Below are 12,706 nucleotides of genomic sequence, written 5' to 3'. Positions count from 1 at the left end.
GAAGTTAGCATTAGAAGTATCCGGAAGAGTCTTGAACGTGCACATATGGAACTTCAAGATTTAACGTAGATAGTCTTTTTATTTGTTGGGGAAATTAATACGGTACGAAGAAAGCAAATTATAAATGACTTTCTTGGCGATGCCTTTTGCGAATTCAACAACTGGGTATATAAGGGAATTTAACTTATACTATGTTGTCATTAACAAGAATGTGCATTAGTTATAAAAAACACCTCTTTAGAGCTAAAGAGGTGTTTATCTTATTTATAGATTTTCATTTTTAGAGCCTATTTTAGCGTGCTTGTATCCATAGACTATGTATATAACTAAACCTATCGCTAACCAAATCAAAAAGCGTACTATAGTAAATAGCGGCAGACTAAATATTAATACAATACATCCTCCAACGCCTACAGTTGCTACAAGCCATAGCGCAGGTACTTTGAATACACGTGGTTGATCTGGTCGTGTATAGCGAAGAACAACGACACTAACTGTTGTTAAAGCAAAGGCAGTTAAACCTCCGATGTTAGCAAATTCCGCTAATTCCCCGATTGATAAAAATCCTGATAAGAGAATACCTGTTCCAACCACAATTAAAGTTGATAATACAGGGACCCCTGTTTTTTTATTTGTTTGTGCAATACGTTCTGGTAGAAGCCCATCACGGCTCATTGCAAACAGCACGCGCGTCGCACTGGTTGTATTTGCAATCATCGTAGCAAGCAATCCAAAAATAACTGATACTGCGATGATAGCACCTCCCCACTGAATACCAACAGATTGTAGTGCATACACTGTAGGATTTGGAACATCCAATTTAGGGAATGGTACGATACCTGTTAATACTAGTGCAACAAATGCATAAATAAGCGTTAATACACTCAAACCACCAATTAAAGCTTTTGGTATTGTTTTTTGTGGATTCTTTACTTCTTCCAGAACAGTTGTTACACCATCAAATCCAGTAAAGGCAAAGAACACTAATGCCGCTCCCGCCATTACACCTGACCAGCCAAACGGTGTAAATGGTGTCCAGTTTATAGGGTTAACGTGAAAAGCCCCGATAGCAAGGAATAAAACAATCGCGCCGACTTTTGCCATTGTAAATAACATATTTGCTCGACCAACATTTTTAATCCCGCTCATTGCAATCCAAGCTACAATAAGCCAACCAGCCACAGCAGGTAGATTTACAACCCCACCATGGGCAATATCTTTTGTTAAAATCTCTGGCAAGTGAATTCCCACAGATCGTAAAAATGAATCGACGTAGCCACTCCAACCAACTGCGACTGTACTAGAAATAACGATAAATTCCAATAGTAAATCCCAACCGATGATCCAAGCAATAACTTCACCTAACGCAATATAAGAATAGGTGTAAGCACTCCCTGCGACGGGCGCCATCGCCGCGAATTCGACATAGGCTAATCCAACTGCAATTGTTACAAGACCCCCAATTAAGAAAGAAACAACGACACCTGGGCCTGCATGTAGAGCAGCTGTAGTTCCTGGCAGTACAAAAATCCCAGCTCCTATTGTAGCCCCGAGTACATACAGCAGTAACTGCAACGACCCTAGTTCACGCTTTAGTTTAAAACGTTCGACTTCAGTTATTTTATTGGCTTGCTCGATTGACTTTCTTCGTAAAAAATTCGCCATAATAACCACTCCATTTCCAATAAACAGCTAATAAATATCATTTTTATGCATTTTTACTAATAATCAGTATATTAGCTATATTTTCGAATCGAGTCAACAATTAGATTAGTATAGCAATTTATCTGTTACTAGAAAACGAGATAATCGACGCATTCTTTTATATCAAACTTTTGTCATACTATTTTACTGGAATCTTGCTGATATACTCTCTTCTTTTATCTGTAGAAACTCTATAAAGACTTGGTCATTCCCTTTTTTAAACAATAGCGACTTCTCTTGCGTTTCTTCACCGTCCTTTCTTGTTTCTATATAATGATTCCATGGATAGAATAGAGTTTCCACCACCTATCAGCTTCCCCTTTGGTGACTTATTTCTACCGAACAATCTAGTAACTCAATAGTAAAGATGATATTGTACAAACTATATAGAAGTAAGGAGAGGGCAAAATGGATTCCTATGAAGTATCTACATTAAAAAAGGGCCTTTTAATTTTGGATGTATTACGTCAAAAGCATTCTCTTACATTAACTGAAATTATGGAAGAATTATCAATGAATAAGACATCCGTTTTTCGCATGCTTTATACGCTAGAAAAAATGAATTATGTTCTTAAATATAATAAGTATTATCAATTAAATCCGCATATTTTCAGGGATGAGCAATTATATTGGCACAAAGATATCCAATGGGCGTCTCTCGTAGCGCCATATCAATTTGCCCGCCAAGAAAAAATAACTACTTATATCGGGATTTTGGAAGATTGTGACATGGTGATAAAAAATGTGATTAGGGAGCCTTTTGAACAGCCTGCTTTTCATGCAATCGATACTCGAACACCTATGCATTCAAGCGCGCTCGGAAAAGTAGTATTAGCTCATCTATCACCTAAAAAACAACGTGAACTATTAAATAGTATTGAACTTAATACCTTTACAACAAAAACCTTCTATGATTATGGTCTATTGATTCCTCATTTACAGGTCATTAAAGCTCAAGGATACGCTGTTGATAATGAAGAAACGAATGAAGGTAAATGTTGTATTGCCGTTCCGCTTTATGTGAATGAAGAAGTCATCGGCGCCATTGCTTTGCACGGTTCGACGAATCAAATTAAGAAAACTGCCATTCGGTCATTTGCAAAAAAGTTAGGAGAGGCAAGTCAGCAATTGACGGAAGAAATTCATTATCTTTTAGCATAATGTTAAGGCCTTTGGAAATTTTTTATTCGCCCTTTATTTGCAATTAAAATGCACTTGTTTCTATATATGAAACTATAACGATATATGTTGGTAAAACATCCTCTTTACTCTATTCTGATTACAGAACAACGAGGAGGTAGGAATATGAAATTTCATACATTAAAAAATACAACTATCAAGATTTCCGAAATTGGTCTTGGGACGAATGCTGTAGGTGGGCATAATTTATTTGAAAACTTAAATGAACAAAATGGGAAGGAGCTAATCTCAGCTGCACTTGACTTAGGGATAACTTTTATTGATACAGCAGACATTTATGGAAAAGGGCGTTCAGAAGAACTTGTTGGCGAAGTATTAAAAAAATACTCAAGGGAAGATTTCGTTTTAGCAACAAAGGGAGGTAGACATTGGTTCGAGGATGGTTCCGTAAAAACAGATAATCATCCGCAATATCTACGTGGTGCATTCGAAAGTAGCTTGAAACGGCTACAAATGGATTATGTAGATCTTTACTATCTACACTTCCCGGATAACGAAACTCCTCTTGCGGAGTCGATTGGTGAATTGTCACGCTTAAAAGAAGAGGGAAAGATCCGAGCAATAGGCATTTCAAACGTAACATTAGAACAGCTTATAGAGGCAAATGTGCATAATGATATTTCTGTCCTACAATCTCCTTACAATATGTTAAATCGTTCAGGAGAACAGAACTTATTGCCATACTGTATAAAAAATGAAATTTCATTTATTCCATACGGTCCACTTGCATACGGCCTACTTGGTGGAAAGTATACAAAAGACTTTAAGTTAGGTACTGGAGACTGGCGAATTTCGGATCCTTTATTCCAAGGTGAATTATTTGAACAAACATTAGTAAAAGTAGAAGCGTTAAAGGGAATTGCAGAGGAGAAGCAAACGACATTACCAAATCTAGCGCTTGCTTGGTTATTAGCTCAAAATGGCGTTGATGCCGTTATCCCAGGTGGGAAACATAAAAACCAAGTGGCTAACAATGTGAAAGCAACTGATGTCCTATTAACAAACGAAGATTTAATGAATATAGAGAGAATTTTAATATAGATTTAGAACAAAAAAATGCGAAAATGCTGTTATATCAACATTTTCGCATTTTATTTTTAATCGGGACGTTCTATTTCAAATATATCACCAATTTTTGCGTAATTTGAGCCAGCTAGTCTGCTAACTGCTTTTAGTTTTCTTGGATCAATTCGCCCTTCATTATAAATGGTCTCATCTATATGATACTGTACGACTTCACCAATAAACAAATCACCTGTCTGTTCGTCACCATTCATTAAAGGAATTGCCTGTACTAAACGGCATTCCATTCGAACCTTTGCCTCTTGAATACCTGGTACAGATATAAGTTGGCTATCGATTAATGTAAATTGTGCTCGATCAATTTCACTTTCAGTTACAGGTAAGGACGCGGCTGTTTCATTCACCTGCTTAACATTATCCTCATCTACAATATGCACAACAAATTGTTGCTGATGATGGATATGGCGAGCGGTATCTTTTAAGCGCCCATTCGGTCTTTGAACGGCTAGAGAAATCATCGGTGGATTGGAAGACACGATATTAAAAAAACTAAAAGGTGCACCATTGATAATCCCTTGCTCTGACTTCGTCGTAACAAAGGCAATAGGTCTCGGAATAATGCTACCTATCAATAACTTATAATTTTCACGCTCTGTATTTTTCTTAGGATCAATTGAAATCAAACGTCCCATCTCCTTTAATCAAGCGCACGCACTTTGATTGGAATTAATGTTCTTTCCAATTGTTCTCGATGCTGTTCGTATTGAGATGGTAACATTAATTGGCTACCCATTGTCTCAGGTGTTTCATCATGAGCGAAGCCAGGTGGATCTGTCGCAATTTCAAATAAAATCTCACCGGGTTCACGGAAATAAATCGCATTAAAATAATTACGATCTTTCACTTCGGTTACATGTTGTCCATGATTCATTACATACTCTTGCCATTCTAAGTGATCCACATCATCCTGTGCTCTCCAGGCAATATGATGAACTGTTCCAACGCCCATTTGACCACGCATACTAGGAACAACTTTTAAATCCACTGTATTGCCAATATCTGCGCTGGATTTGTAACGAGTATACTCGCCTTCTGTTGCTACTTTTTCAAGACCCATAACTTCAGTTAATACTTTTGCTGTCTCTTCTGGGTGACTTGAATACAGTGTGGCACCGCCAAATCCTTTAATTGCAACCTCAGGAGTTACTTCACCAAATGTCCATTCATTCAATTCACCTTCTGCACGTGCAACTAATTCAATATGAAGTCCGTGTGGGTCATCAAATTGTAATACTTGTTCACCAAAGCGTTCAGCTTTTTGGAATGGAATAGTGAATTTTGCAAGACGATTCATCCAAAATGGTAGTGTTCCTTCTGGTACAACATAAGTAGTTACGCCAACTTGACCATCACCAATACGACCTTGGTAAGCATTTGCCCATGGAAAGAATGTAATAATTGTACCAGGTTTACCACCTTTGTTACCGAAGTAAAGATGATATGTGCCAGGATCATCGAAGTTTACTGTTTGTTTAACTAAACGCAAGCCTAATACACCTGCATAAAAATCAATGTTTTCTTGTGGATGCCCTACAATGGCAGTGATATGGTGAATACCAGCAGTATGTTTTTTCATGTTAACAAGCCCTTTCATGACTAAATGTATTTTCTCACCTTTACTTTACCCAATACCGTTCTACCTCAATCTATCAATTATGCCTCGGCATAATTGCGTCCGAAATCGGTTTTGTGCTTAGGCCTGTAGGATGCAGGTCAGTTAGCCGTTATCGCATGGATGCGATGATTTTAGGCTAACATCCCCTAAGAACTCCTTTCCGATTCCGTGACATCCGCCGGAGGCTTTGGGCCAACAGGATGTTTGTCACTCAGTCGTTGCCACAGGACGTGGCGTTCTTAGACTGAGTTCCTCTATTTCAGTGGGTGTTTGGACACTCGCTGAAATAAGTTGAACAGGATTAACGAATTGTATATAAAGCTTTTGACCACGGAATTACTTGGTCTAACATTTGGTTAACAGAATCTGCTTGCACTGCTTTTGGTTTAAAATCAGTACCATTTTCAAAATCTGTGAATAGTGATAATGCTGGATGTACACGTACATCTGCAATTAAAAGCTCACCCATAATCCCACGTAAATGTTCAGCTGCTCGCGCACCACCTACAGATCCATAAGAAACAATACCCGCAGCTTTGTTATTCCATTCTTCACGTAAATAATCTAGTGCATTTTTTAGAGCACCTGTAATAGAGTGATTGTACTCTTGTACGATAAATACAAATCCATCTTGTTTTGCAATAATTTCTGACCAAGCTTGAGCGCCTGAGGCATCTTGCCCTGGTTCACCTAGTAAAGGTAATTTGTAATCTGCGATATCAATAATTGTATAATTAGCATCGCCTCGTTGATCTGCGATTTCTTTTACCCATTGTGCTACTTGTGGACTTACACGACCTTCGCGTGTTGATCCGATAATAATTCCAATATTTAATTCTGCCATTGTTTTTTCCTCCTCTTTTTTTGAACTAAAAAATTTATTTAAAAAACCCATAATGTTTTCCTCCTTCTGAAGAAAAGTAAAATTTTACTTTCTGAATGGATTAAAAGGTTCGAATTCGTTTATCTTGAAATTAGTTATCTTGAATTCGAGATAATAATAACACGATGGTTTAATTTGCGTCAACAAGTTTGTTTATTATTAAAAAAAGCAGAGATGTTATGAAATCAACACCTCTGCTTCAGCTTGTAAAAAAGAATAAATAAAAATGAATATGGCTCATCACTATAGCATGGGGTTGATTTCCGTTCCGGCTGGGCGCTTTCCTGGGGGCGTCCGATGAGCCGCTTCGCTTCGCTGCAGGGTCTCGGGCCAACACTATGTTGGTCACGAAGGCGTTATCACAGGATGTGATGCACTTAGCCTTCGTTCCTCTATCGCTGATCCCCGAGGAGTCGCCCAGCCTCCACTCCAATCAACTTATTATACATCGCATATGCTATCTCTATTTTTTGATGAATAACCAAATGAAGAAATGAACATAGGTGCATTATCATTCCAAAAACACTTCCGCGAAAATTAAAAGATTCCTTATCACAATCACAGAATGAATCACTTAGCTGGAATCAAAATAGTACTATGCCATACTAAAATATCTAGAGAATCAGACAAATTAAAATGAGATATGTTTGATGATTTTTCATCCAATGTAAACCTTACTATGGAGGAAACGAGATTTAGTAGAGACGATATAATATCAAGATTTCCGCCTTCTATTCCCTAGCCTTTTCCTAAATTCTCATAAACCTGTGATTTTAGATAGCTGTATTGAATATCATTCGTATCTTGAAAAGCCTCTTTTCTGTTTGAACGAACATCCTGATATTCGGGGTTGTATGTAAATTGTTCTTGTGTAAAATCCTTTCTTTCCCCATCGAAACTATTATAAAAATGCCAACTTTCATCAAGCCATGTTTTATAAATTTCGCCTCCAAGAATATCATTTACAACTAATGCAGTGGCTCCGCATTGTCCATTTGCAGGATTATCTATACTCCATTTTGAGCTCGATTGAATTGACCAGGATTTTTTTAAAGCTCTGTACAGATCAGTTTCTGTATACATTCCTCAACGCCCTTTTCTACCTATATTTATCTTAAAACGGTACATCATTGATTTTTATAGGTGTTGTTCTACCTACATTCCAATCATCTTTTATTGCACCATATAGGATACTATCAGTTATAGTTCCGTCTGCGTTTTCCCAGGCATTTCTTAAATAGCCCTCTTTCACAAAACCAGCTTTCGTAAAGCATTTTCTCATACTGATATTATCGACTCTCGTATATCCTTCGATACGAATCTTACCTTTTTCTCCAAACAGATAATCTTGTAACCAAATGAGTGCTTTTACTCCGTATCCTTTTCCTCTATAACGTGTACTTAAACGGATATCGAATAATGGGATTGTATCGCTTATGTCATGAATTATCATAATCCCGACCTTTTCTTCATTATCAATGATCCAAAACGTCTCGCGATCGCTGTGATAGTATCCTTCTGCATACCCTTTTCGAACGGATTCCTCTTTCACATTTTGATCAGTATGATAAATCCACTTGTTTTGAGTTAATAACTCCACTAAATCTTCAATTTCATCTCCTAAAAGTTTATATTCCATTTATATTACCCTCCAATGCATAAAATTGGGCTCTTCTCTATAACGTGGGGTTGATTTCTGTTCCGGGTGGGGCGTCCGATGAGCCGCTTCACTCGCGAGGCTCGCTCCAATCAACTTATATACAGGACATACATTTTAATAAATGACATCCCAAAGCAAAAGGGAATAGAAAAGTAAAAGGGGCTATAAACTGAATAGCCCCTTCTCATATGCTTAAAATTACTTTGGAACAGAACTACAATGGCCTGACACAATAATTAGACGCTTACCATTCGATTTCCAAACACGTGAATAACACATTTCATCTTCAATTGACTCTGTGCCGAACGTTCCTTTTAGAGCAGCCCTTGTCACTGTCACGGCCGAATTTTCTAATAGAATTATTTTTTGATCTAAAAAATCGATAGTTGTAAAACTCAGTATCTCAGAACGATACGCTTCAATATCCGCTTCCTTCGTTAAGATTTGTCCGAAGTGATTTACAAAGATAAGATTATCATCGATAAGTTCTTCCAGAGCTTTGACATCTCCATTTAGCATCGCTTGTCGCAGGCGTTCTTCATATTCGATAATGAATTCTCTTTTCATGTTAAAACCACCCTTTCAAACTATTAGTTATATTTCCATTATTATAGCCTTTTATTTCACAGCTCCCAATACAAAACCATTCAAGAAAATTTATTTTATCAGGCGTGTTGATTAGGAAAATATAGGTTTATTATAGGCTGATAAAAGGATTTTTTTGTTGATATTTTGCTAATGTATGCCCATTTTAACTGATTGTAGCGTAGGGCTACTCGACTCCCGCGGGAAAGCGAGACAGACGAGACCCTGAGGCCAACATGATGTTGGTCACGAAGGCATTGTCACAGGACGTGACGCATTTAGCCTTCGTTCCTTTAGCGGAGGAAGCGGCTCGACGCTCGCCCGCAGGAAGCTTTGCTCTGTGCGAAAGCGAAGCGTCAGCAACAAAGCGAGTAGCCCGTAGCGGAAATCAGAGCCTTCTAATTAATCAGGATGGATATAAATGGTTAATCAACACGCTTGTTATTTTATATTTAAATCATCCTATTATGAACCGTTTCCATCCTATGATTAAGTATTGTATGTCACTTTTAAATTCTATGTTCTCTGGAATAGTACTCACAACAAATATCATATACTTCAAAGAAGTGTATAATTTTGTTAAATTTACTTTGATAGATGGATCAAGCTTAATGGCAATTGATATGAAATTAGGAAAGGAAAAATTTTTGAAGGAAATAGGTGAAAACAACAATGAAAACAACCCCTATATATAAAGCTATATTAGTATGTTTATTATTAATTCCGTTCAATCTGTTTCTACCAGTCTCACAAATCTCCGCCGCAGAACAAGACATTAAGAGTACTATAGACAATTATGTTGAAAACTTTTTGGCAGAGCAACGAATTCCAGGAGCATCTATTGCTATCGTTCATAAAAATGATATCTTTTACTCCAAATCGTGGGGCGTAACCGGGGAATCCGAAGAAAAAGTAACTGCCGAAACTCCATTTGTAGTCGGCTCTATTAGTAAATCACTAACGGGCTTAGCCATTATGAGATTGGTTGATGCAGGTATCCTTCGATTAGATGATCCCGTTCAAAAGTATATGCCCTGGTTTACCCTAAAAGATAAACAAGCCGCTTCTCAAATAACGATTAAACATTTACTTACCCAAACAAGTGGGATAAGCACTTATTCTGGCTTATCTATATCGGATAAAGAATCTAATGATTTGAGTGCTATAAAGGAAAACGTAGAAAGTTTATCGAATGTTAAACTGACTGCTGCTCCTGGAGAAAAACATCAATACAGTAATGCTAACTTTTCTATTCTTGGCGCTCTCATCGAAGAAGTGACCAATCAAACATTTTCTGAATATATGGAAGAACAAGTATTTTCCCCATTAGGAATGAAAAATGCAGCCGCTAATAGTAGCATGGCCTATGAAAGAGGATACTTAGCTGGTTATCAATCATGGCTTGGCCACCCTGTAAAAAGCGCAGTCACCTATGATAATGGCGGCACACCGTATGGATATATAACGGCAAGTGCAACAGATTTAGTGCAGTACATTAGACTTCTTAGTCAACATGAGCATAACAATTTTTTAAGTAAAAATGCGATGAACCTTTATATATCACCTTTTGTTCAAACTAGTAAATATCGATATTACGGCCTTGGTGTACGAATCTCCTATCCAGAATCTAAAGAAGAAATGATATGGCATTCCGGTTCAAATCCTGACGCACGCTCAGAAGTATTTTATATACCAGAGACCGATTGGGGCGGTGTGATTCTTACTAACAAAAGTCATATCTTAGAGGAAAAGTCACTTCTATATTTGAAACAAGGAATTATTAATATTTTGAATGGAAAAGAGCCCGTTGACGTCCCTAAATATAAACCTACATCTCAAATCATAACAATTGCTATTTTATGTTTACTTTTCGTGATGTTTGTTTATCTTTTAATAAAAGTTAAAGCTAAAAAAGTGAATAAAAGAGGCGTGTCAGGTATATTCGGTTTCATACTTTTAGTTTTGGCCATTATCTCAATTCCATTATTAAGTTATAGTACAGGAACACCTTGGCACACTATTAGATATTTTGCTCCTGACATTGCATTTTTGACCATAACAATGATTACTCTTTTAACATTGAATGGCTTATTATCTATATATATTTCATTTAAACGACGACAAAAAAGACAACTTCTCTGAGTAGGAGTTGTCTTTTGTAGTTATGCTTGTATTATCGGGGAAAATGCATCCTATCTAAAATGGATTATTCATTACCATGACCATAGTCTGCTTCCGAGGCCTCAGACTCTGCTTTAGTAACATGTACCGTACCAAATGGGTGGTTAGGAGGAGCGTATATCGAATAAAGTTTTAGTGGCATACTTCCTGTATTCGTGACGTTATGCCATGTTCCAGCGGGCACAACTACGGCATAATTTTCATAAACTTTTCTTTCATAGTTTAAATTATTTTTACTTGGGCCCATTTGAGCAAGTCCCTCACCCTGTTCAATATATAAAAATTGATCAACATTTGGGTGTACTTCTAAACCTATATTATCATCAACATTAATACTCATTAAAGTAATTTGTAAATTCTTTCCTGTCCACAAAGCAGTACGATACGTATCGTTTTGCTTAGTCGCATTTTCAAGATTGATGACAAGCGGCTGAGCTCCATAATCTTTTAATACAATATTTCCACCATTGGAAAAACGAGAAGGTTCAGCTCTGCTTGCATATCCTACCTGATAAGGAGATGTCCAATAAACAAGCTGATCTCCATAGTTATACATAGGCATGTTTCCGTAATAAGGAATGTAGTACATTTTCTCAATCCCCTCACACATTATAAGAATATCCTATGCAACTTGCTAAAGGAATGTACTTCATTTGCAAACATCATCGTTAGACATAACACTTTGAACTACCGATAGCTTTAAGAAAATTACTTTTTACAACGATTCCCCAAAATGAAGAGTGAAGTATTTTTAATACTAGCCGTGTAAACAATTTCTCCAATTCAATATTTCCACTGATAAAGGACATACTAACAATTATAGTTTTTTTACAAACGAACATTCCAAAAAGTATATGAAATGACTAGAACTTGATATAGTATGTATTTAGGAAATAATCAATTTGTTTTGGTGGTGTATATATGAAGAAGTTCAGTATGGATTTTTTAATGATTACGGTCGGAGCACTGCTTTTTGCACTAGCTGTAAACTTGTTTGTTATACCTAATGATTTAGGTGAAGGTGGCGTAACAGGTGTAACAATCATCTCCTATTATTTATTTGGATGGTCGCCAAGTATTGTGAGCCTTGTGTTAAACGCAGCTTTATTAGTAGTTGGCTATAAATTTTTAAGTAGACAAACGACTATTTATACGATTATTGCCGTATCCCTCCATTCACTCTTTTTACATTTAACAGAATCATGGTCAATTTCTTCAAATGAAATTATCGTGAATACTATTTTTGGCGGGGTGTTCGCTGGAGTTGGCATAGGCTTAATCATAAGAGTTGGTGGAACAACGGCAGGTTCAACAATCTTAGCTAGAATGACAAACAAATATTTAGGCTGGAGTATTAGTTATGGTTTATTGTTTTTTGATTTAATTGTTGCTTTTTCATCTTATTTTATTATCGGGGCAGAAGCATTAATGCTTACTATTATTATGCTTTATGTCGGAACAAAGGTGATGGAGTTTGTTATTGAAGGTGTGAACCCCAAAAAAGCCGTTACAATTATTTCGAAAAAACCAGAAGAGATTGCCAGTCATGTGAATGGTTTTATGAATCGAGGCGTGACGGTCCTTTCAGGTCATGGCTATTATACGAAGGAGCAAAAAGAAATTCTGTATATTGTCATTAGTAAACAGGAAGTTGTGAAACTAAAGAAGATTGTCAAAGAAATAGACAAGGATGCCTTTATTGCCATTCATGATGTACGGGATGTCTTTGGACATGGATTTATTGAATTATCTAAAGCTTAATTAGACAACTGAGAAAACACCTTTTGTTGAAAAT

14 protein-coding genes are annotated in these 12,706 nt (G+C 36.8%); 5 read left to right on the top strand and 9 right to left on the bottom strand.

Annotated elements, in window-relative coordinates:
* Window positions 1–264: 264 nt before the first annotated feature.
* Both ACQKN2_RS04050 and ACQKN2_RS04045 read right to left on the bottom strand, forming a co-directional pair.
* The gene (locus tag ACQKN2_RS04050) at window positions 265–1,665 is read right to left on the bottom strand and encodes an amino acid permease (RefSeq protein ID WP_427413804.1); all 1,401 of its coding nucleotides are present in this window, start codon (window positions 1,663–1,665) and stop codon (window positions 265–267) included.
* Between the two features lie 183 nt (window positions 1,666–1,848).
* Window positions 1,849–2,010, bottom strand: a complete 162-nt coding sequence (locus ACQKN2_RS04045) for a hypothetical protein (RefSeq protein WP_427413803.1) — start codon at window positions 2,008–2,010, stop codon at window positions 1,849–1,851.
* 102 nt (window positions 2,011–2,112) lie between these two features.
* Between ACQKN2_RS04045 and ACQKN2_RS04040 the strand changes: the two genes are divergently transcribed.
* A complete protein-coding gene (locus ACQKN2_RS04040) occupies window positions 2,113–2,865 on the top strand; it encodes an IclR family transcriptional regulator (protein WP_427413802.1) in 753 nt (250 codons plus the stop codon).
* Window positions 2,866–3,009: 144 nt separating this feature from the next.
* Window positions 3,010–3,945 (top strand): aldo/keto reductase, encoded by a 936-nt coding sequence (locus ACQKN2_RS04035; protein WP_427413801.1) that lies wholly within the window; start codon window positions 3,010–3,012, stop codon window positions 3,943–3,945.
* 56 nt (window positions 3,946–4,001) lie between these two features.
* Here the strand turns inward: ACQKN2_RS04035 and ACQKN2_RS04030 are convergent, their stop codons facing one another.
* The 6 genes from ACQKN2_RS04030 to ACQKN2_RS04005 form a co-directional block, all read right to left on the bottom strand.
* Window positions 4,002–4,610, bottom strand: coding sequence for a flavin reductase family protein (locus tag ACQKN2_RS04030; protein ID WP_427413800.1), 609 nt, complete (start codon window positions 4,608–4,610; stop codon window positions 4,002–4,004).
* Between the two features lie 14 nt (window positions 4,611–4,624).
* Complete coding sequence (locus tag ACQKN2_RS04025; protein ID WP_427413799.1) at window positions 4,625–5,563, bottom strand: ring-cleaving dioxygenase; 939 nt, start codon at window positions 5,561–5,563, stop codon at window positions 4,625–4,627.
* A 340-nt stretch (window positions 5,564–5,903) separates the two neighbouring features.
* Complete coding sequence (locus ACQKN2_RS04020) at window positions 5,904–6,497, bottom strand: NADPH-dependent FMN reductase (protein ID WP_427413798.1); 594 nt, start codon at window positions 6,495–6,497, stop codon at window positions 5,904–5,906.
* A gap of 726 nt (window positions 6,498–7,223) precedes the next feature.
* Complete coding sequence (locus ACQKN2_RS04015) at window positions 7,224–7,568, bottom strand: YunG family protein (protein ID WP_427413797.1); 345 nt, start codon at window positions 7,566–7,568, stop codon at window positions 7,224–7,226.
* 31 nt (window positions 7,569–7,599) lie between these two features.
* The gene (locus ACQKN2_RS04010) at window positions 7,600–8,124 is read right to left on the bottom strand and encodes a GNAT family N-acetyltransferase (RefSeq protein ID WP_427413796.1); all 525 of its coding nucleotides are present in this window, start codon (window positions 8,122–8,124) and stop codon (window positions 7,600–7,602) included.
* A 219-nt stretch (window positions 8,125–8,343) separates the two neighbouring features.
* Window positions 8,344–8,712 (bottom strand): nuclear transport factor 2 family protein, encoded by a 369-nt coding sequence (locus ACQKN2_RS04005; RefSeq protein ID WP_427413795.1) that lies wholly within the window; start codon window positions 8,710–8,712, stop codon window positions 8,344–8,346.
* A 254-nt stretch (window positions 8,713–8,966) separates the two neighbouring features.
* On the opposite strand from ACQKN2_RS04005, the gene ACQKN2_RS04000 reads away from it, so the two are divergent.
* The gene (locus ACQKN2_RS04000) at window positions 8,967–9,425 is read left to right on the top strand and encodes a hypothetical protein (RefSeq protein WP_427413794.1); all 459 of its coding nucleotides are present in this window, start codon (window positions 8,967–8,969) and stop codon (window positions 9,423–9,425) included.
* Entirely contained in the window at window positions 9,403–10,872 is a 1,470-nt protein-coding gene (locus ACQKN2_RS03995; RefSeq protein WP_427413793.1) for a serine hydrolase domain-containing protein, read from the top strand. Before ACQKN2_RS04000 ends, ACQKN2_RS03995 begins: the two co-directional genes overlap by 23 nt.
* 64 nt (window positions 10,873–10,936) lie before the next feature.
* Here the strand turns inward: ACQKN2_RS03995 and ACQKN2_RS03990 are convergent, their stop codons facing one another.
* On the bottom strand, window positions 10,937–11,500 hold the full coding sequence (locus ACQKN2_RS03990; RefSeq protein ID WP_427413792.1) for a cupin domain-containing protein: 564 nt from the start codon (window positions 11,498–11,500) through the stop codon (window positions 10,937–10,939).
* A 332-nt stretch (window positions 11,501–11,832) separates the two neighbouring features.
* Here ACQKN2_RS03990 and ACQKN2_RS03985 point away from each other — a divergent pair, with 332 nt between their 5' ends.
* On the top strand, window positions 11,833–12,672 hold the full coding sequence (locus tag ACQKN2_RS03985) for a YitT family protein (protein WP_427413791.1): 840 nt from the start codon (window positions 11,833–11,835) through the stop codon (window positions 12,670–12,672).
* Window positions 12,673–12,706: the final 34 nt, after the last annotated feature.

The organism is Lysinibacillus sp. NPDC093688 (assembly GCF_050280145.1).
Classification (GTDB): domain Bacteria; phylum Bacillota; class Bacilli; order Bacillales_A; family Planococcaceae; genus Lysinibacillus; species Lysinibacillus xylanilyticus_B.
Note: the sequence above shows the minus strand (reverse complement) of the source record. Positions and strands in the feature narration are given on the sequence as shown.